The following is a 23,458-nucleotide window of genomic DNA, read 5'->3' on the forward strand; positions in this document are numbered from 1 at the left end:
TAATGAAAACAATCGACTGGACAAGAGATGAACTTGTAGCTTATATTTTATTATTTGCTGCTAATTCAGATTTTAAAGAAAGTGAAGAAGAACGCCATTTAATTATCTCTAAAGTAGATCTGCAAACCTTTCAAGATATTCATGATGAATTTGATAGAGACAACGACTATCAAGGCATACAAAAAATTATGACAAGCTTAGAGCAGCATAATTATGACAAGGATGATATTGATATTTTAATGGAAGATATTAAAGTGCTATTTTTCTCTGATGGTGATTTTGACATTACAGAACAAAACATGCTAAAGTGCCTTAATAGACTGTTTAAAACATTGTAATGAAAAGGCTTTCTGTAGATTCAATTATCGCAAAGATAAAAGCAGAGGAAACCTTTTGTGCTGTTTCTGAAGATTATGCATTTACATTAAAAATTGATTCTTATGTACCTTATGCTTGTGCAGCTGTGCATGATGGACATCAGTTTAGAAAAGACCTTTGGAATAACTGTTTACATACCGAATACGAACGTTGGTACGAAGAAGATCCTGAAACTAAAAAGATGGTTATTTCGCATCCTATTGTTTTAGCAGGTTGCGATTCTCGTTTTGAGTATGATTTAAACCGAACACCCGAAGAAGCTGTTTTTGAAACGGCTTGGGGAAAACAACTTTGGAAACAACCTTTAGCAGCAGCAGAAAAAGACAAAAGTTTAAACAAACATTCAAATTTTTATAAAGTTGTAAAGGCTTTAATTTCAAAATTAGAAGAAAAATTTGGAGTATGTGTTGTTTACGACATGCACAGTTATAATTGGCAACGTTGGGATAGGGAAGTGCCAACATGGAATTTAGGGACTTCTAATATAGATAACCATCGTTTTGGTAAAGAAGTTGAACGCTGGAGAGCTTATTTGGCTTCTATAGAATTACCACACAATATTAAGCAAACTGCTAAGGTTAATGATACGTTTCAAGGCAATGGTTATTTTCTAAAATATATTACTAATAACTTTAAGAATACTTTAGTTTTGGCAACCGAAATAGCAAAGGTGTACTGCGACGAATATCAGCAGGTTAATTACCCTGAAGTTGTTGCTGCTGTAGCGCAACAGTTACAAACACTTTTACCTAAACATGCTAACGAATTCTATAATACGTTTAAACACTAATGTCTCAGAAAAAAACTACTGAAGCTTTTCAAGATTTATTTGATATTGATTCTAATCTTAATCGTTTAGTTAGAAATATTGAACTCCTCAACTATATTAATCCACTTAACACGGTATCTGAGAAGAAAAAATTCTACTCTTCAAAATTTAATTATGAGCCTCAGTTTAAGTACCCTAAAATAAAATTTAACGGTTATAAACTGCATCGTTTGTTCTTTTCACAACGTTTAGAACGCATAGAAGATGATGATATTAGACAATTGTACGAAGATATTATCTACGAATATTCAGGCTTAATAGAATGTATTGAAACTATTGGACAAGGCCGAAAATTTTATTTTAATAGTTTAAAAAGCTTTGGAACTCCTACCGAAAAGGATATAGAGAATGCTAAATTTATTTTGCGTTTTGACGATTCGGAATTTGATGAGCAAATGCTTGCTAAATATAGTGCAAGTGAAGCCAAAGATTATTTTGATGAATTTTCTAAACGTTACGATTTTAAGTACAACATTAAGATTTCTAATCATCTTTCTGCTGCTGCAATGGTACTGAATAATACACAGACTTTGGTATTGCGTAAAAGTCATAAGTACAGTGAAAATCAGCTTAAAGTACTAGCAAATCATGAGATTGGAGTACATTTAGTAACAACTTTTAATGGCTTATCGCATCCTTTAAAAGTGTTTTCTAATGGTTTTCCTAATAATGTAGAAACACAAGAAGGTTTGGCTGTGTATGCTGAATTTATGAGTGGCTGTCTTACTATTGAACGGTTAAAAAAATTAGCATTTAGAGTCATTGCTGTTGATAGTTTAAATAAAGGCTACGCCTTTTCGGATACGTTTCACCTATTGCATAATCAGCATAAATTAAATAGAGATAAAGCATTTGGCATTACTTTACGTGTGCATAGAGGTGGAGGATTTACTAAAGATCACCTGTATTTATCTGGTTTACGAAACGTCTATAAATATGCTCAAAATGGTAACGACTTAGGGGTGTTATTAACAGGGAAAGTGAGTCAGGATTACATACCAACCATTAAAAAGATGCAGCGGCTTGATTTGGCTTTGGCACCAAAATATTATACAGATGCTTATGTGGCAAATGATAATAAGAATCCAAATTTAGATTTTATATTGAAGAGTTTAAAGTAATAAAATTTACTGCAAATAATTGTTTGCTGGAAGAATTTCAATACAGTTTGAAGGTTGCATAGCCTCTAATTTATAATCTCCAATCCTTACTCTTACCAATCGCAACGTTGGAAAACCAACTTTTGCTGTCATTTTACGAACTTGTCTAAATTTACCTTCGATTAAAGTAATGGAGAGCCATGATGTTGGTCCATGACGTTCGTCTCTAACAAAACGCGGAACAATGTGCGAAATATCATTTAATACTTGAGCATTGCATGTTTTTGTTTTATACGCTTTACCTTCAACAGAAATCTCTATTCCTTTTTGAAGTTCTAAGATAGCTTCTGGTGTAACTAAACCGTCAACCATTACGTGGTATTCTTTTTCAATTTTAGAACTGGTTATATAATTGCTAAACTTTCCGTCTGTAGTTAAAAGCAATAAGCCTTCAGATTTTTCGTCTAAACGTCCAACAGCCATAACCTTGTCTGTAAAATCATACAACTCATTTAAAAGTTTTTTGTTTCGCCTTTTAGTTTGATGATTAACAAATTGACTTAAATAGCCGTAAGGTTTGTATATTTTAAAATAATGATGTGTGATAATGGTTTAGGTTTTTGAGTTGCGTTTTACAACTATAATGATTAAGACAATTAAAAGTATAACTATTATTGGTAAGATTAGAAATAGAAATAAATTTTTTATAAAACTTGTGGCGAGTTCTGACGAGTTAATATTCTTTTTACCATTAGCATAGGAAGCAACATAGCTTTTTGGAATATATATGTAATACGATAGCTTACTTTCTAATGTTTTAATATCTCTATAATATTGGGCGTAATTTTCAGGCGACACATAATCATTTTGATTTTTGTAGTAAGACATTAAATTTAATTCTCTAGAAGAAGGGTTGTAGCTTCCTTCAAATTCATAATAAAAATCTTTAGAATAAATGTTGTAATCTATTGGTGATATATTCCAAGCTTCGGGTAGTTTTACATTTATAGTATGACGTTTAGCTGCTGGGTAATATAAAGCTAACTCCTTGGTTTTGCTTTGTTCTGTTGGTAATACTAAAATATCACTTATTGTTGTTGGAGTAAAGGTTACACCAATATTATCATCATCAGCTAAGACCTCTTCCCAAATATCTTCTAGTTTATAGTGCTCATAAATAGTTATTTCGTTGTTAAGGCTATCATCTTTGATTATTGGATCTTTAATAACCTTAACGTTTTCGTAATAATTAGAGTAATAAGCTTTAAAGTCTTTTTTTATACTAGAGGTGCTACTGTTTTTGTAATAATTACGCATCTTATCAGCTTCATACTCATTGTAAATAGTTTTTACCTTTAATGTTGCTCCTTTGCCAACAGCTTCAAGATAAAACTCATCGTAAACCTCAATAAGATTATTACTAAAGCTATGAATCTTTTCTAAATCATTAGTTTCCTCACTGATAACTAGACCATATTCATAATTTGGAAAGTATATGTTATCATAGCGTCCTTTTTGATTTGTAATTGTTGGATCGTAATAAATTTCACGTCCCGATTTATCAATAACTTTGACCACCACATGATCAAAAACCTTTGGGCTAGGGAGAATTTTAGGTAGATTTTTGCCAAATGTTGTACTTACTAACATAGGATAAGCTTCTATATTCATTGCCCTTAGCATTGTTACCATTAATAAGGTTTTATCTTTGCAATCACCAAAACGTTGATTAAAAACTTTATTAGGTGAAAAAGGCTTATAGCTGCCAATACCATCTTCTAAGCCTAAGTATCTTATTTCGTTTTGTACAAATTCTAAAGTAGCAATAATCTGCTCGTGTTCCATTGCCTTATTGGATAGTATAGCATCAATTTTAGCCTTTAATTCTGTAGATATTTTATCGTTGACATTGTAAATGTCTATTCCCCAATCAATGACATTTTTCCAGTTCTGATAATTAGAAACAATTAAATATTGATGTTCTATTAGCCAAATTGGAGCTTGATTATCAAAATTAACACTATTTACCTTTTCAGAAAACCAGAGATAATCTTTAAGCCCATTTGAGGTGGTATAACGAGGTTTTAAATCAGAGTTAAATAATTTGTACTCTAAATCTGTATTAGATAGTAGCCTTAAGCTTGAAGTATTTATATAAACATAATCGTTTAATGAAAAAATGCCAGAAAAATTTCCGTTATGTATAGGGTTAAAGCCTGATATGGTATAACTATAGTCTAAAATATCATCTTTTCTAATGTCAGAAAGATTAATCATTGCTGTTAATCTGCCATCATAAATATAACTCTCAGAACTAGATTCTCGTCTAATAACCTGAAAGTTATTGATATCTAGCTTATTTATAACGTCTCCATTTCTAATAACATCAATATTATGAAACGTAATAGTTTGATAAGTTGGATCATAAATTTCTGCAATTTCTGCAACGTCTTGAATGCCTAAATTATCTGTAATTTTCTTTACAACTCTATTATAATGTTTTTGTTTGGGCACATGTATTTGTTCCTCTGATAATAGAACCACATAACCGTAATCTATCTCATCTGAGGCAATATCTATTGTTGTAGTATAATTTTGTTTTAAAACCCAATTAGGAGTATCAGAAGTTTTTATTTGGGCAATTACAGTGAATGAAATAAACGTAAAAATTAGACATGCTAAAAATTTAAAGGAAGCCATTGAAAAGAAATTTATAAGTAGAATAGTTTAATAAACTAGTAATATACAGAAAGTAAAGTGAATATTTTACCACCATGTAATAAAACATTTTTGAAGCTCATTTTTACTTTTTATCCAGCATAATGGAGAGCGTTTATTTTTAATATGAATTTGAATATCATGTTTAGCATCTTCAAACTCTAACCAATTTACAGTTGGTTTAGGTAAACATAGCCATTCTAGTTTTTGGGGAATGTAAAATTGAAAGTCTTTTAATTTGGTAATGTTTTCAATATTTAAATACCAACCAGTAATACATTCTGAATTTAAAGGAGCGATATTAATCTCTTGATGTTTGTAAGGCAAAAATAGTTGTGCTTTAAAACAAACCTTTTGTGTAATAGAATTGATTAGAAAAGGATAATGCTTTAATGCATCTTTTGTTTTAGGATGATAGAGTAGTGGTAACTGTTTTTCTTTTAACTTATTTAGCTTATAAACAAGAGCATCGCTTTGGTTAGGACCTACCCAATTGGAAAGTGAGTTAACATTGTTTTTTTTAGAATCGTATAAATAGAATTTATAAATTATTTCAAGATGAATAGGTTTTTTAGCCTGTAAAAACAATAGGTCTAATTCTCCAATAGTAATTTTATTATTCTTGATTTGTAAGTTCTCTTCGAGAATAGTTATATCAGCTTGATGCTTTAGCTGAAATGCTACAAAATGTTCTACCCATTTACCCAAACGTATCTTTTTAGCTTCGGACTCTTGTGTAAATTGAGTTTCTGTAGCTTCTGGACAAAATTGTTCAAAGTTATAGACTTCAGAAGCCTTCCATAGGCATGGTGTGTGCTGAAAGCCTTTAAATAATTCTTGAAAATTTATACTGCTGTCCAATACGTAGTTTTATGGGTCATAAAAAAATAAAGCGCACTTAAAAAATAAGTACGCTCTATAAAAATAACTTTTATTTATTAAGTACGCTTAATTAATTATTAATTTTTGAGTACGTTTTTTATTAGCGTTAGAAATAAGCTTTATAATATAAATTCCTGTAGTTAGATGATCTACGTCTATAGATTGTGTCGTAATACTGCTATCTAAGGTATTATTCATTAATACTCTTCCGTTAAGATCATATAATGCAAAGCGTGTTTGTGTTTGCAATTGTCCTTCAATAACTATTGCTTTTTCATTTGGCTTTTTATAAATACTTAAACGGTCTAAATTTTGTTGCTCTAAGCTAAGTGCATTTGCTTCTAATCTTAAATAAAAACGACCAAAACCAGATATATCACTCAAAGCAGTAAAAGTATAATCGTGATCAGACAATACCGTAAATGTATTGGTTAGTGTGTCTTCTAAATAAACTTCAGTTGCATTAGGAAGTGTAGACTCAGACAATGACACTGTGATTTCTTGTCCTTGTAAGGCGCTAATACCTAAAGCAATAGTATTATTATTAATGTCGTTAGTTTCTAAAGCTTGAATAGCCATAAATGCCCCCGTATTATCTTCAACTAATTTAGAATAGATTGAAAACTCTGGAGCAACATCTTGAAATAAAGCGGCATCATAACCAGGGTCTAAACCTAATGTTGCGTTTTCATTAAAGTAAATAGCTGTATTAAACGTGTCTAATGCGTTATTATTTATTTGAATTTTAATATAGCCGCCATTTGACGAGCCTGTTGCATTACGTCCTAAAATAAAATCATCTGTAGCACCTGTTGTTCGCATTGCAGGTGTAAATGATATGGTTTCGTTACTTGACTTACTTTTTACAAAGAAACCTTGACCTGGAGCAATTAATTGCCCTGAGTTTAAATGATTTAAAATAGTCCATCCATTGGAAGCATCTCCATCAAAACCATATATAGCTTGATAGGCTCCAGAATCTAACTTTGTTTTGTTAAGATCAAAGAATGTTATAAAATCTATATAAGAAGGGTAAGGGTTTCCTATTAAATTCCAACCGTTATAAGAGCCTGCAGATTCTGTAATTGGTATTGTAAAACCAGTTGTTTCTACTTCACCAGTAAAAGTCACTGTAGTGCCGCTTATGCCATCTTCAGAAGCGTCCCTTGCTGCTCTATAACCTACACCTTTATCTAAGGTTGTAGCAGCATTAGCTGTAGTTGAATAAATTTCATAAGATCCAGCCGGTTCATTAAATGGTCCAAATAGTTTCTGAATTGTATTGTTTGGGTTCTCATAAATATTAGGATTTGCAGATGCAAAATCTCCGAAATTTTGACCTGTAAAAGGAGATGATATTAAATCATTACCTGTAGAGCCATTACTAAAGGCATTTATATGGCGTTTGTAAGAGACGTTACCTGTACTAGATCCTTCTATTATTAAACTTGAATATTTAGTAGAAATAGATTCTAAAATTAAATTTCCATTGTTAACCAAATCTCCTTTTATGGTTAAACTAGCTCCTTCCTTAATAATTACCGTAGCACCACTTTGTATTTCTAAGTCATTAACCTCAACGTTTTGGTCTGCGTCAATAACATAAGTGCCATCTGCAATAATAGTATGTTTAGTTCCTGAATATTCATCAGGGCCATCACTATAGATCCAAGATCCATCGCAATATAATATAGTATTAGCAGGTATGGTTACACCACAACTGTTGCCAGGTGATAAATATTGAATTAATGTGGCTTTAGTTGTTGTTGCACTGTCGTTGTTACTATTCGCAACACCTCCTCTTCCTCTTAAGTGAATACTTACTAAATCGTTAATACCATCACTATATACTTGTACTCTTAAGGCATCTGCTTCTATAGGATTAAAAGTTGGACCTCCCCATTCAAAAATTCCGTCATCTATCCAACCTCCTTGACCTTGAGAAAGTGTCGTCCAAACTCCATCTTTCCTATAACTTATAATCCACATAGAATCTTCTTGATCTTGGTTAGAATAAGAACCTCCAAATGTTATGTAATTCATGTATTTTACATTTGGCCAATTTACTTGCCATTTAAAACCTTCATCTGCAGTAGGCTTTCCTAAATTCTCATTAAAACTAACTCCATATTCATTATATGCTGTTTTAGTTTTATAATCATCAGTAACTGGATCATATAATATATCGCCAGGTACACCTCTACCATTAGCAGCGGAGCCATACACTACAGCTTCTGGAAGTAATGCTAAGTTTGAATTATCATCAGGGCCATTATCCGGAATACCATCTAAGCTACAACGACTTGGTGCTTCAAAAGCTCTTTCTGCGGTATAATTACATGCTTCTTCTGTAAAATTAGCGATTATATCTACATCCAATCCATCTGCTGCTAAACCTGTAAGTGTTACAGTTTGTGGACTTGTACCAATAGGGAATGATTGCCCATTTACCATTAAAGAACCTGATGCAGGTGGGGAAACATATTCTATAATCAAATCTTGAGAATACGTATCATTAATATCATTACATATAGTTTGAGTACCAACAGTTACATTTGTAATTGGACAATTTGCATTATAAAAGACAACCAATTTAGGAGAATTGTTTACCGATCCATTTCTAGATTCTGCGACACGTCTACCTGAACCAGAAACAATAAAAGTCACTGCATTTCCTACTTCCCAGCCTGGTTGAGTTATAATTTCTGTAATAATTGACTGAAGATAAGGTGAGCGTTGTTTATAGCCATTTTGTCCACTATAATCCCAAGCTTCAACATTACTCCAGGATTCTGAACTAGTGGTTAATGATCTTGATGAAATATTATAATTACTTGATGAAAAACCATTACTATCATCTGATAATTCTCCATGGAAAACTAAATTCGTCGTATCCGAAGTTGCCTCATCAGCTTGAAATTGTACATATGCACGATGAATTGTTGCTCCTTTCGGAATATTTATATTATTAAACCTAAGACCAATAATTTGGTCATAATTAGTTGCGTTATCAGTATCAGTAACAAATTCTAAATCACTACTAGTATAGCTTACAACTCCTGTTGAAATAAATTCTTCTGCGTCATCTCCTGAGGCAATAATAGAGTAGGTTTCGTTTGTTGTAGTTAATTCATCAACTCCAACACAATTACAATTACCATCTTCTTCGTCATTAATTGTAGTGGCATCATTGTCATCACAGACAACACCTCTCGGAGGGCAATTAACATCTGGTGCATTAGATATTGTTACCACAGCACCTGTTGAAGGTGAAAAAACATTTAAGTTGGCTGGTAGTGTAAATGGATCTGTGTTAGAAACTGATCCAACCGAACTAGCATTACTTACGTCAATTGTTCTTAATTCTATTTTAAGGGCATCTACAAATACGAGTTTAAACTGATTAAATGATCCAGAGCTTCTAGTCCATGTTTTAACGTCATCAGCTGGTCTTAATGGAGCTCCCCAACAGCCTTCGCCAGTGTATACTGTACCATTAATTTGTTCAATCACAAAACCTTCATCATTTCCAGAATTATCTGAAGGTTTAACAGGCCAAGTTGTTTTAGCAACATGAGAATCGCAATCAACTACTAAACGGACACCTTCATCATAAAAAAGTTGAGCCCAAGCATCATACTGGTTATTGTTTTCTCCTTTCCAAGCAGCATGAGGACGCATGGGTTTATGATACTGAGCCATTTTCCATTTCAAGTTAGGAGAAGCTGTAGATAGGTCATTTTCTAACCATGTTTTTTGATCACCTAAAACTGAAATTTCGGAATTTAAGGTGTAAGCTTTTATTAAATCATTACCAAATGTTACAGAATAATAAGAATCAGCATTAGGCGTATCAAATAATTTATAAATAGTTTCAGAATCTGTTTCGTGATTTCCTCTAGCAGGTATAATTGGAAACATTCTTCCATCACTTGCTATAGTTAATTGCCAATCGTCAAACCATTCTTGCCATTCTCCGGAACTATTTGAATCGGTCATGTCTCCTGCAAAAAATATACCGTGTGGTTTTAGTTTAGAAACTAAGAGATTGGCATTTTGCCTTGGTGTCCTGTTATTTCTAGAATCACCACCTGCAATAAAAGACAAACGGCTTAAGTCATTAGGTGCGGTTCTGAACCAAAAACGTTGACTTGTACTATTACTATCTTTAATAACAAAATAATAGTTGGTGTTTGGAGTTAAGCCTGTAAGTCTTGCAAAGCGATTATCCATACCTTTGAAAGAAACGGTTCTATCAATGGTTTTTGTATAGGCGTATAATGTATGATCTGTACCGTGATCTACAGTATCATAATAAACAACAGGTGAAGTACCATCTATTTGATTCCAGCCTATAGTAATCGTAGTGGATGGATCATCCATTATCATGATACGATACTTATCATTGTTAGCAAAACCTAAAGAAATACTTAATAAAAGTAGTAAGTAGGTTAAATGTGTTTTATATTTCATGCTACTTGTCTTTTATGGTTTGTTTTATTCATTTCAATTAAAAGAACTATTAAGGGGATAATTCCATGTGCCAATCTATAAATTGTTAGATAGGCAGAACCATGAATTGAACTTGATATAAAATCTATATTAAAACCAGATACTATTCTGGCAAATGCTGTTGCAAAGCCCCAAATTATCATATACCATAATGCATATTTAGATAATTTTGGCACAAATACTAATAGGGCACATAACACATCTAAAAAACCAACAATAAATAGAAATAGCGTGGCCTGTGTTTCATTAACACCTAAGATAATAATCGTCATGTCTATAAAATGTCCAGGACGATATGGTATACCCATTGCCATAAACCCATGAGGAATAAAAGTAAATGCTATAGCAATTTTTAATCCATTGATTAATTTTTTGTTATTTGAGTCTATTTTAATATTACGCCACAGTAAAAATGGTGCAGATAATTGAATGCTCGTTTCAAAAAGTTGTAGAAAATCATAATTTTTATCCTTGACCATACAAATTCCAAGTAAGAATAATAAAAAGAAACCTAGACCTATAATGAAACGCTTTAGTTTTAACCATTTTATTTGATGCCAAAGTAAACTGACCAAAGCGGCAATTAAGAAGATTAAACTATTAAATTTAGTGAATCCTTCTATCCAATTATTTACAGTTTTACTTGTTGCATAATCATACCAAGAATAATTAAAAATACCTTCTACAATAGGCGTTAATAGACTTTCATCCCAAAGTATAGCTCGGTAGGGACCACCAAAAAAAAACAATTGATATGCTCTACCTATAAAAACGGTAAAAGCACATAGCTTAACGAGCGATATTAATTTGAATTTATTCATTTAGAGCGCTTAAAATTAATCATTTTCTTACCAAAGATATTTTATAATCGATTAATTGAATATATATCCTTTGAATTGGATATTATTAATCAACTAATGCTTGTAAAATCATATAAATAGCACAAAGTATGATTGAAAATTATAGAAAGTTTTCTAATATTTAGAGTCATAAAATCTAATAAAGTCACTGTTAGATTTGTTAAAGTTTAGATGTTTTTACATACTATCTGTTCTTTAAAGACTTTATTGAATTTTTTGAAGACTAGAAGTAGCGTTTTTTAACGATAAGGATATAAGTAGAAATAAGTGTATAAGTACTGCAATCAAAATAACTTTCATGTTATTCCAATTGCAGTTAATTGTTTTATTTATTGGTTTTTAAAGTTTGTCACTTCTTGCAATTGTTTTAATTTATTTTGTCCTGTTCAAAGCATTGTAGTATTGGTTTGTAATGCATAACGTTAATTACCTTATCACAGTTTATCTATAATAACTTTGACTAGTTCCTCTTGTACAAGCACAATTACTTATGCCTTGTAAAAAGTCTAACCCAATAGTAACCATATGAGTCCCTGTATTAAATCCAGACAAATCGTTTAATGTTAATTGATATGAGTAAGCAAAAAAGAATTTGTTAAATGTAATTCCGCCCATTGGTCCTAAATTTAAGGGTTTAAAAAATTGATCATTTAAAAAACGGTAAGACCCTCCTACAAAATAGTAATCTCCTTTACGATTGAATTTTCTGTATTTAAAATTGACATCTGTACTAGAGCGTTTATCGCTATCAAACATTTGATAAAAAACTGAAGGCTCAAACTCTACATCTTTATTTTGTTTACTTTTTATAACAAGTCCAGTGTATAACTGATAATTTAATAACTGAATTGGCTCTACACCTTCATAATTATCAATATCTTTTTTCATGATGTTATTAGCATTCAAACTCACATAAAATGCCTTCCATCGGTATAAAATACCAGCATCAAAGTTATTGTTTGTAATCCCTCTGTCATCGGTGATTGCTGGGTCTAATATTGGAATATCATAGGTGGTATTAAAATCTTCAATAGCAACTCTAAAATTATTTATGTTATAAGATAACCCAAAAGACAAATATTGTTTAGACTTATAATCTAAAGTTAAATGATGAGCAAAAGAAAACTTAACACCTTTTTGAATTGTATTTCCGTTTCTATCATTATAGGCAGATACACCAACTCCTGAACGGTTACCAATTCTAAAATCGGCATAGATAGATTGATTATCTGGTGCATTTTTTATACCAACCCATTGTGTTAGTCCATTAGCCCTTATTTTTAGATTATCTCCAATACCTGCATATGTAGGTGAAATCACAAAGTCGTTATCTGCTAAGTATTGCGTAAATACAGGTAAATTTAATTCTTGACCATAACTATTAGCGAAGACCAAAAAAAGAATATATAGTGTAATTTTTTTCATAATGTTATCTCTTTAAATGTTCTTGGCTGTTATCTATATAGTGTAAAATGTCCTACAAATTCTTTATTATGCGTGGTGTCATTTGTTCTAACAACAAACCAATAATCTCCCATTGGCAAATCTCTACCATTATATTTTCCATCCCAAACTTCTCCAACTCTGTAAGTCGCGACTTTACGTCCATATCTATCAAAAATATCGAAGGTTAGGTTAGGGTAGTTTTGTGTACAACCAGGTGCCCAAGTATCGTAAGAGTTGTCTCCGTTTGGTGTAAACCAGTTTGGAATACAAATATCTTCGAACTCTAACTCAATTTGTGCGGTTGCATAACAACCTGCGCTGTCTGTGACTGTAACAGTGTATATTCCAGATTCATAAATGATATAAGAATTTATATCACCATAATCTTCACCATTCAAAGTAAATTGATAGTCTCCTTCACCTCCAGAGGCAGTTGCAATAAATTCGTTAAGTTCTTCTCCTTCTGCTAAGGTTAATGTAATAGGATCAGTTGCTTCAATATCGAAGAATTCTGTAGATTGTATACAACCATTCGTGTGTCTAACTTCTATAATATGATCTGTTCCTACAGGTACATTATAAAAGATGTTACTTTCTTGATAAGTACCACCATTTAATGAGTAATCTAATTGAGAAAGGTCTTCTATAGAAGCATCAACCGTAACGGTAACAGCGTTTACTTGTGTATTATTTTCACAAATGTTTTCAATTAAAATTTCCGGTAAAATACTAACTGATTCTGGAAATGTAATATTCCATTCAGATTCACATCCTTCGGCATCTCTTACAAATACAATATGATCTCCACCAACTAAGTTTGTAAAATCAAATTCCGTTTGTACTGCACTACCTGTAGTGTAAACACCGTTATAATTATCTAAACTCACACTATAAGGAAGTGTACCTCCTGAAATGGCAATACTAAATTCTCCATCTTCATATCCGGTACAAACTTCAGGGAAGAATGAATCCGCAACGATACTTAATATAACTGGATTTGGTTCTGTTATAGTAAAATCGAAAGTTAAGTAACAACCTAATTGATCTTGTACAATAACGTTATAATCTCCAGGCGCTAAATTCTCGAAGGTATTAGTTTCAAAAAATTGATTGAGTTGTGGTGAAATAGCATATTTAATAATTCCAGTTCCACCAGAAGCGGTGATTTCAACAGAACCATTATTATTTCCTGCACAGCTTACATTGTTAACTACAATACTAGCATCAAGTGGTGCATCTGGTTCTGTGATGCTAATAGGAGCAGAAGTTGCATTACAATCTCCACTCTCTACAAGAACAACATAATCACCTGCATAAAGTTCTGTAAAAAAGCCAGGACTATTTTCTGTAGCAATTACCGGATTGCCTAAATTATCTTGAAGCGTATAGGTGTAATTTCCTAATCCACCTACTGCTGTAGCTATAATTGTTCCGTTATTATCACCAGCACAATTAATAGTTGGGTTAGTAGACTCTAAGGTAACTTCTAATGTTGGTAATGGATCTACGATGATTTCATTAGATACGTTAGTAACACAGCCATTGGCATCTCTTACATAATAAGCATACGTACCATCAGGAACTGAGAATGTTGTCGATGTTGCAAATGTCCCTATAATAGGTGTAAACGAAGGGTTTTCGCTATAGGAATATAAACCTGTTCCACCAGTTGCACTTAATGTTAATGTAGATTCTGTTAAACATGTTTGTGTTGTTGTTCTTATCAAACTAGCTTCAATTGGTGCAGGCTCAGTAATCACAATATTAACAGATGTAAATTCACAATCATAACCATCAGTAATTCTAACAAAATAGGTTCCAGGCCCTAAGTTTTCAAATACATTAGAGGTTTGCGGACCAGAAACACTAGGTGTTGGTAAAACGGTATTTAATGTATAAGTATAATTTGTGCCTTGTCCGCCAGTAACATTACTAATAGTAATACTCGCATCTTGATCTCCAAAACAAGATAATACTGTTGTACTTGGAGTAAATGTTGCAGTAATTGGATCAGGTGTTTCTAAAGTTATAGTTTCAGAAACAATACAACCACCAGCATCTCTAACATTTACGATGTAAGTTCCAGCAGATAATCCACTAAATGAACCATTGTTAGAATAAGCTACAGTTGCAGCTCCTGTTAGTTCATATTCATAATCTCCCCAACCACCGGTAGCAATAGCTGTTATGGTACCTTCATTATCATTACATGTTACATTTGAAGTTTCAGAAACGCTTAATGTCATCGCTTCTAAAGGAGACGCAATAATGACACTAGATGTTGCAGAACAGAACGGGATATCTGTTTCAGTAATAACCACTGAAAATGTTCCTGCTTCCATTCCTGTTACTATTTCAGGATTGGTAGATGTGTTTGCATTTACAATTCCTGTTACAGAAGTACCCAGACTATCAAAGACCTCATAAGTATATGCTCCGGTGTAATTAGCTATATTAATTTCAAATGAGCCAGAGTTATCTCCAAAACAAGTAATAGCATTTGGAGTCAGACTAAGTGTAGGAAGTATAGCTTCTGCAACTGAAATAGATACCTCTTCAGTACAAGATGTTACAGTGTCTGTAATTGTAATTGTATACATTCCTGAAGGGACTCCAGAAAACACATCTCCCGCAAAACTAATTGAAGCAGGATTAGGTGAAATGCTATAGGTATAAGATCCAGATCCACCTATAGTGGTCATGGTAATTTCACCATCATCATCATTACATGTTGGTAAAGCTGTTACCTCTGGTATAATAGTAATAGGTGCAACTACGTCTACTGAAACTGTGTTACCACAGCCATTAACATCATTAATTGTTATAGTATGTGTACCTGAATATAAATTTGAAAGTGTAAATGGAAATGTTTGTGTTTGAAATGCGCCACCATCAATACTCACACTGTAAGGAGGTGTACCTACAGTATCTAATGTTACGTCAATTTCATAAGCACCTTCCGCTACTGTGCATTGATTATTTAAAGTTGCAGAAATAGTAGGTGTAGGATCTGTGTCTATGACTAAAACAGGACTCGTAACGATACAGTTATAAGCATCTTTTACATGAACGTAATAACTTCCGGCAGCATTATTAAATGTACTTGAACTATTCCATGCTGCGTCTGCAACAAGTGGAGGAGTAGCAGTCGTTGTAATCTGATATTGATAAGGAGGTGTTCCGTTTGAAGCTATAGCGCTTATGACACCAGAATTAGGTTCACAATTCGCATTCTGATCAACTGAAGCTGCTAATTCTAATAGAAATGCAGATTCGGTAATATTAAATGGAGCCGTTACAATACCACAACCAGCGTTAGGTCCTGATGTTTCACGGATTGAAACAAAGTAATTTCCGAATGGGAGCGGACCAAATTCTAATATATTTAACGAACCATTTGCTGGTAATGCAGCAGAACCACTGATTCCAGTTGTTGTTAAACTTAAAGAGTCAAAGATTTCATAGGTGATAGAGACAGGACTTCCATAAGAACTGTTTACAGTAAATGAAACGTTACCATCAGCACTTCCAGTACATGTAATATTGTTAGAACTAACCGCTGTAGCTGTTAGTGTAGAGTTTGTAGGAATTGGAATTGTTGCTGGCTCATAATAACTACAGAATGTAGAGGCATCATAAACTATAAATGTATATACCACGCCAGGTATTAAATCTGTAAATGTCGCAGATTCACTACCAGGAGTATCTTCACTTAACCATGTTCCAGCAGGATATACAGTACTAGGACCTTCATAAATACTGAAGAAAAATGGTCCAGCACTTGTAAGAGATGATCCAATACTAACTTCAGCTTCTCCACCTGTAGCACAATCAAATGATGGTAAAATATTAATGTCTAAATCTGTTGGAGGTGATGCTACTAATACATCTTGAACTAAAATAGAACAACCATTAGCGTCAACCACATTAATTTGATAAAGTCCAAAATCAACCACATCAAAACTAACTGATGTTGATCCTGTAGTGTTTAATTCAGAATTTGAATAACCATTAGTACCCGTAACAAAATAATTGTATGGAGGTATTCCGCCTGTAACTGAGTTTACAATTACTGATCCTTGAGAAATTCCACCAGAACCACATGTAATATCAACAGCATCATAATCTATAGTTATAGCATCTGGTTCGTTAATGACTACAGTTTCAGTTGCTGTACACATTTTTGAATCTGTAACAGTTACAGTATATGTTCCTGCAGGCAAGCTAGAGGTTTGTGTACCGTAATCGTTTCCTGCACTATCACTTACATTAATTACAAATGGCGGGGTTCCTACAGTTGTATCAATAGTAACATCAATAGCTCCGTTAGTGTCTCCATGGCATAAAATCTCTTGTGTTTGCACTACTAAACTTAGGGCTGGTAATGATACAGGAGTAACAGTAATTACTGAGGACTCAGCTGTACAACCATTTGCATCTGTAATTTGAAGTTGATAGGTTCCAGCAGTTGCAGCGCTGTATGTAAATGGTGTTCCAGTTGTGCCTAAATCGGTATAAGCAGCTCCGTTTATAGATACAGCATATGTGTAAGGTGCTGCCCCAGTAACAGTTCCTGTTAATATAGCATCTGGCGAAGCAGCACAATCTAAATCCTTTGTTAACACCACAGATAATGTTGGAGATGGAGTAGGAACAATGGTATATGATTCACTATACACACAATCATTTTCATCTTTTACTTGAAAAGTATAAGTTCCTGGTTCTAAACCTGAAAAATCAGTAGAGGTTTGGTAAGCTGTCACTGCAGAAGCAGGTGCTGTAATTTGATATTCTAATATGCCTACACCACCAGTTGTTCCTGTAATAGAAATGGTAGCCGTATTAGATGGACATGATACAGGACTATTACTAAACGTTAAATCGGTTGGTGGATTTAATTCTTCTACTGTAATTTCATCCATTGCAGATGCACATCCCGTAACATCCATTACAATAACAGTATACGTTCCTGCAGTTAAATTACTGAAATTAGCATTATTTTGAAATGTTACACCATCAATACTATAAGTGTATGGTGCTTGTCCACCTGTAACTCCTGTAACCGTAATGGTTCCATTTGAAAGACAAGTGTAAGGCGCCGATAAATCTACAGTACCAGTAATAGCTGCTGCAGAATCAATAGAAACGGTTTGTGGACTCGATTCACAAACATCAGTACCAGAAGTGTATTCTACAACAACATCATAATTCCCGATAGATAATCCTGTAAATACATTTGAATTAACGAATGTAGCTCCACCATCAATACTATAAGCAATACTACTGCCATTAGCATTACTAACATTGATTGTTATTGCACCAGTACCATCAGAACCAGCACATGCAATATCTGTCGTATCTACAGTAAAATCTGGTCCAGACATAGCCTCTACGCTTATAGTCACATCTGTACTACAGTTATTAGAATCTGTAACAACTATGTTATAAACTCCTGCAGAACTTACAGGTATTTGTGGTGTCGATTGAAATTCAGTAGCACCATTTACAAAGTAATAATAAGGAGGTGTTCCACCTACAGGATAAACGGTTAGCTCACCATCAGAACAATTTAAAGGACTAGTTAAAGCCACTGTAGCTGTTAATATAGGTGGTTCAATAATAGTGATATCTTCAGTAAATAAACAACCGTTTTCAGATTCGATAGTTGCAGTATAAGTTCCAGGGTTTAAATTTTGGAATGTATAAGTATTGTCAATAATAGGCCCAACAGTATTTACAATTGTAGCACCTTGAGAAAGCGTAAATAAGTATTGTGGATCTACATCATTTGCAGATAAATGCACACTTCCTTTATCATCATGACAAAGCGGTTGTGTAACTGTTGTAGAGCCTGTAAATTCACGATCTCTAATTTGAACTTCAGGAACTGTAAATACACATGGGTTTGTTGAAACGCCTATTTGTCTTACATAAACTGTGTAAGTTCCAGGAGTGTCTACAGAAAATACATTACTTGTTTGAAAGTTTGTTCCATCTATACTGTATTCATAACCTGAAGGCACATTATTTACGGTAATGCTTCCGTTTGTATTACAAATAATATCAGATGATACCACTGTAGGGTTTAATATATTTTCGTAAACATTGAAATAGAACTGAACAAAACAGCCACCAGGATAATTAATAGTAATTCGATATTGTCCGGCTGTATCAACTACAAATCCAGATTCACTAGGTATTGCATTCCATGTACACGCTGGGTTTTCATTGGCACAGTCAGAATCTGAAACGGCATCACAGCTTGTCTCATCAAGTACTTCCCAAATAATAGAGGTAGAATCGGATACGTTAGTTTGAATAATTCTTGTGTCATCTGCACCACATAAGAATATATTAGGTAATAATTTCCCGTCATTAGGACAAACTACAACTTCATCAGCGTAAGGAATAGCAGGGTTTGTTGTGTTAGCTCCAAAAAGTTGCACATTAAATTCCTGTACAATTGACTGACATGGAGCAATTGCTGTATTGTAAGAGTAATAAGTACCAGATTCGGTAACTGTAATATTTTGTGACGTTCCAATAACAGGAACTCCTGTAGGACTTGTAGACCATGAATAAGAATCGTATCCATTTGCTGCAGTTAACTCTAAACTGTCTCCACAAAGAATTTCGCTATACTCAAAAGTACAATCTAAATCAGCTAAAAAGTTAGTAGCTTGTGGTGTAATTAAACAGCCTGTATTACTACTTAAACTCGGGTCGTCTGTAATAGTAAAATCAGGGTTTATAGTTCCTTGATATGTTGCAAAAGCCTGATTATTAATGATGTTTGAACAAGCATCTTCTAACTGACCACAATCATCAACAACTTGTACTTCAATACGGATTTCATAAACAGGATCGTTTTCTTCAACAAGAGAATCGTCAATATCTAAAACAAGTTCTCTTGTTGTAGGATCATAGCTGTTAACTGTAACACCTGGAGGTAATACTAAATCTGTTGGATGATTATAAATAATATTTACAGGAAGTACATCTCTAATTGTAAAGTTTGTTGCATCATCATTTCCTGTATTTTGAAAACCGATGACATAATTTAAAGACGAACCTAAGCCAACAAGTTGTCCGCCTATATCATTACCTAAATCGTCCTCAACAACTTTTGTTAACACGATGTTTGGAGCGATAATTTCAATTGCAAATGCACTAAAATAATAGTAGTAAATATCTAAATTACTCCCCAAGCTAATATTAGCAGAGGTCGCATTATTAGCAATAAGAGAATTTCCAGGATTTGGAATATTAATAATACCAGCATCAAAACCTAATGTATTAGAGCTATTAGGTATTCTATTGGTAAACAATTCGGAGGTATTAGTAACAGGATTAATATCTGAAACAGAACTATTGAAAAAGTTATTTCCAGGTCGTATTGTATTTCCAGCATTATTTGTAACACTGATTGTACTTCCATTAAGTTTTAAATAATCTCCTCTATAACTTCTATCTCCTTCGATAGTACTAAAGGCAAATTTTGCACGAACAGGACCTGTTGGTATGGTATTAAAACCACTTACAGGAAATGTTTCGTTAATAGAACTTGTAATCTTAGTAAATCCATCAAAAGAGGTAATATACTTACTAGGTAAAAGAGGGTCTTCATAAACAACAAACAAAGACCAACCTGCAGAAAGGCCTTCTGAATTTGGTTTTGGACCTACTAAAGTAGAAATATTTGCAACAGAATATGTGCCTTCTGGATCTGGCAAAGCTGTTAGCATATCTGTAACATCGTGATAATAGGCATATGTGTTTGATTGGTTATTGTTAGGTGCATTTTGATAGTAGATTTCTGTACCTGTAATATCTACATAAGAACCACCAGGAACTTTGAATTTTACATCAGAAATTGGTTCATCTCCATCAACTACTGCACTCCAATATAAACCTGCATAAACTATAACATAACAGCTATCGTCACTTGGTACATCTAAATTGGCACTACTGGAGTTAAAAGTACTAGGATCTCCATCAATATCTACATATACCGCAGCATTTACTCCGTCGTTGGTAGAGTTTCCGTTATAAGGATTTGAAACATGTAATCCCACATTACTGTTTCCTATTAAAAGGATATCTCCTTTAATGGCTTGATCATATCGCGGCGAGAATGGCACAAGATTTTGAGCAAACATTTGCTGTCCCAAAATGAGGAATAAAGCAATTATAGCTATTCTAGAAAAAGTAGGTTTTTTCATGATGTTTTAGTTTTTGTCTTCACTTTTTCCTCGGGGCAAAGGCGAAAGCAAAGAGAGGCTTAACTCTTATTAATTTTCAATTTTAACTATTGACATTTTTCCATTATACGGTCTATTTCCTTTTGTTTTTAAGGCTTCATTAGCATCGCTTATGTTATCAAACTTGTTATAGAATATGTAATATTTACTGGTACTAACATCGTGGAAAAAATCGACATCAGATCTGCCAGAAGCTACTACGTTAGTCACAAACTTATTTCTTTGTTTTGTGTCACTATGTACAGCGATGATTAAATAATATCCGCTTTCAACATTATCAATATTTTTTAAAATTTTAATACTATTACCAAGGTCTTCACCAAAGTCAAAATCTTCAGCTTTTAAAGGTGTATCACTTAGTTTAGTTGTTTCTTTAATGTTTTTTAACATTGCTCTATCTTGGCTATATCTATCTTCTTCATTATTAAAAGCAGCACGTTTGATACGTCTTCTTTTTTCAAACTCTGTAGCAACTCTGATCGCTTCTAATTTTGTATCTAGTTTTGTTTTTACTTCCTTAGCTTTTAATTGTTCTGCTTTTAATCTTTTAATTTCCTTTTTGTAGAATAGGGTAACTTCGTCTAACGCAAAAGCGCCATTTTCAACACGTTCTTCATAAAGCTTGTTTAATGCATCTATTTTTTCACTTCTTGTTTGAATTACATTTTCTAAGTCTGATTTAATAGCATTAAGTGCATTATTTTCTGCAGTAACACTTTTAAAAGGTTTAGGCTTTACTGTAATACCCTGATCGCTTAAGTCATTTTCTTCTTTTAAATCTTTAAGATCTTGGTCTTTAATAGCAACAATATCATCAAACTGTTTTAATAATTCATTTTGAATATCTTTAGAATTTTCAGTTGACTTTGCTATAGTTTGCATAGACTTAGCAAGAGTGTCTGTTGGATTTGAAATCGCATCATCTTTAGCCTGTTCGTCAGCTTCCTCTTGAGCTTTTCGTTCTGCCAATAGCTTGGCTTGTGCAGCAGCTTCTTCTTGAGCCTTTTGTTCTGCCAATAGCTTGGCTTGTGCAGCAGCTTCCTCTTGAGCTTTTTGTTCTGCCAATAGCTTCGCTTGTGCAGCAGCTTCCTCTTGAGCCTTTTGTTCTGCTAATAGTTTCGCTTTTGCAGCAGCTTCTTCTTGAGCCTTTTGTTCTGCCAATAGCTTCGCTTGTGCAGCAGCTTCCTCTTGAGCCTTTTGTTCTGTCAATAGTTTTGCTTGTGCAGCAGCTTCCTCTTGAGCTTTTTGTTCTGCCAATAGTTTTGCTTGTGCAGCAGCTTCTTCTTGAGCCTTTTGTTCTGCTTTTTTATCAGCTTCAATTTTATCAAGTTCAGCTTGAATTTCTACTAATTCTTTAGCTTTTTGTTCTTCTTCCGCTTTAGCTTTTGCCTTTTGTTCTGCAATTAATTTTGCTTGAGCATCAGATTCCGTTTTTGTTGTAGTTTTGCTAGTTGTTTTACGACTTGCTACTCTTGAATTGTTAGTTTTTGATATACGTCGTTTTTTCTTTCTGCCCGAAAGAATACCGCTCACTTCATCTTCGCGACTATAATCATAATAATTATTGTTTTTAAATCTATACGCCAATGTGATTTCGTGTGAAGAACCAAATGTATTTAAGTCTCCAATGGCTTTCTCGTAATTATATTCAATAGCTATCTGTGTTGTAATATTAAGTCCAACACCACCTGAAACACCATTAAGCGTGTTATAACCCGCTTGTGCCCAAATTCCTTTAGGAACTGTTACCATAGCAATAGCTGAAAGAATAGTTTTTTCTTTTTGAAATTCAGATCGTAATAATCCTGAAAATTTACTTTCATCAAAAAAACCTCTGCTATCCATATAGCCAGTATACATTATATGAGCTTGAATACCTTGCTGTGGGTTATCTTCTATAAGTTCTGAAGATTCAAAATTGTATAATGCTAAATTATTAATGGACAGTCCAAAATCTAAAAATTCTGTTCCATAATTAATACCTGGATTAATTGTTAGTAGGAAATTCTCTGGCACATTTTGTAATGAAGGGTCTTCAAAATTAGTAACGACATTTGCCGTGTTAACACCGCTTTTATAAGCTCCAACATTAATACCAAAAGTAAGATTGCTATCTTGACCTAATCTTGCATTATATGCAAAATTCAAAATACCACCAAAGGTGGTTAGTACTCCATAATTTTGTTGAAACAGTCCTAATCCTGCACCTATATTTTCTCCAAAGCGTCCAGAATAACTCGCTAAATAGGTGAGTGGTGCGTTTTCAAATTGTATCCATTCTCTTTTATTATAGATACTAATATATTTTGTTTGTTCTCTAACAAAACTAAATGTTGGATTTATGGTATACCTATTAAACGTTAAAGAATTCCGTGTGGGAATAGCAAGCGAAACTACTCCGTCATCTTCTTGAGAGTAGAATGTCTGTACAGAACAGATACATAATATAAAAAGTAAAAAATGTGCTTTCAT

11 protein-coding genes are annotated in these 23,458 nt (G+C 33.3%); 3 read left to right on the forward strand and 8 right to left on the reverse strand.

The window, feature by feature from the left end:
- Window positions 1-2: 2 nt before the first annotated feature.
- From KO504_RS06715 to KO504_RS06725, 3 genes are read left to right on the forward strand one after another with little or no spacing between them, the layout of a single operon-like run.
- Window positions 3-338: a hypothetical protein gene (locus KO504_RS06715; RefSeq protein WP_215925568.1), complete on the forward strand. Its 336-nt coding sequence runs from the start codon at window positions 3-5 to the stop codon at window positions 336-338.
- The gene (locus tag KO504_RS06720; protein ID WP_215925569.1) at window positions 338-1,168 is read left to right on the forward strand and encodes an N-formylglutamate amidohydrolase; all 831 of its coding nucleotides are present in this window, start codon (window positions 338-340) and stop codon (window positions 1,166-1,168) included. Before KO504_RS06715 ends, KO504_RS06720 begins: the two co-directional genes overlap by 1 nt.
- On the forward strand, window positions 1,168-2,328 hold the full coding sequence (locus tag KO504_RS06725; RefSeq protein ID WP_215925570.1) for a flavohemoglobin expression-modulating QEGLA motif protein: 1,161 nt from the start codon (window positions 1,168-1,170) through the stop codon (window positions 2,326-2,328). Before KO504_RS06720 ends, KO504_RS06725 begins: the two co-directional genes overlap by 1 nt.
- 6 nt (window positions 2,329-2,334) lie before the next feature.
- Here KO504_RS06725 and KO504_RS06730 read toward each other — a convergent pair whose 3' ends face one another.
- The 8 genes from KO504_RS06730 to KO504_RS06765 form a co-directional block, all read right to left on the reverse strand.
- Entirely contained in the window at window positions 2,335-2,913 is a 579-nt protein-coding gene (locus tag KO504_RS06730; protein ID WP_215926052.1) for a pseudouridine synthase, read from the reverse strand.
- A gap of 6 nt (window positions 2,914-2,919) precedes the next feature.
- Window positions 2,920-5,007 (reverse strand): DUF3857 domain-containing transglutaminase family protein, encoded by a 2,088-nt coding sequence (locus KO504_RS06735; protein ID WP_215925571.1) that lies wholly within the window; start codon window positions 5,005-5,007, stop codon window positions 2,920-2,922.
- A 66-nt stretch (window positions 5,008-5,073) separates the two neighbouring features.
- Window positions 5,074-5,886, reverse strand: coding sequence for a DUF1853 family protein (locus KO504_RS06740; RefSeq protein ID WP_215925572.1), 813 nt, complete (start codon window positions 5,884-5,886; stop codon window positions 5,074-5,076).
- A gap of 87 nt (window positions 5,887-5,973) precedes the next feature.
- Window positions 5,974-10,380 carry a fibronectin type III domain-containing protein gene (locus KO504_RS06745; RefSeq protein WP_215925573.1) on the reverse strand — a complete coding sequence of 1,469 codons (4,407 nt, stop codon included), beginning with the start codon at window positions 10,378-10,380 and terminating at the stop codon, window positions 5,974-5,976.
- Window positions 10,377-11,240: a hypothetical protein gene (locus KO504_RS06750; protein ID WP_215925574.1), complete on the reverse strand. Its 864-nt coding sequence runs from the start codon at window positions 11,238-11,240 to the stop codon at window positions 10,377-10,379. Before KO504_RS06750 ends, KO504_RS06745 begins: the two co-directional genes overlap by 4 nt.
- 480 nt (window positions 11,241-11,720) lie before the next feature.
- Window positions 11,721-12,704 carry a PorP/SprF family type IX secretion system membrane protein gene (locus KO504_RS06755; RefSeq protein ID WP_215925575.1) on the reverse strand — a complete coding sequence of 328 codons (984 nt, stop codon included), beginning with the start codon at window positions 12,702-12,704 and terminating at the stop codon, window positions 11,721-11,723.
- Window positions 12,705-12,733: 29 nt separating this feature from the next.
- Window positions 12,734-20,947 carry a T9SS type B sorting domain-containing protein gene (locus tag KO504_RS06760; protein ID WP_215925576.1) on the reverse strand — a complete coding sequence of 2,738 codons (8,214 nt, stop codon included), beginning with the start codon at window positions 20,945-20,947 and terminating at the stop codon, window positions 12,734-12,736.
- A 69-nt stretch (window positions 20,948-21,016) separates the two neighbouring features.
- Window positions 21,017-23,458 (reverse strand): PorP/SprF family type IX secretion system membrane protein, encoded by a 2,442-nt coding sequence (locus KO504_RS06765; protein WP_215925577.1) that lies wholly within the window; start codon window positions 23,456-23,458, stop codon window positions 21,017-21,019.

Source organism: Winogradskyella psychrotolerans (genome assembly GCF_018860565.1).
GTDB classification, from domain to species: domain Bacteria; phylum Bacteroidota; class Bacteroidia; order Flavobacteriales; family Flavobacteriaceae; genus Winogradskyella; species Winogradskyella damuponensis.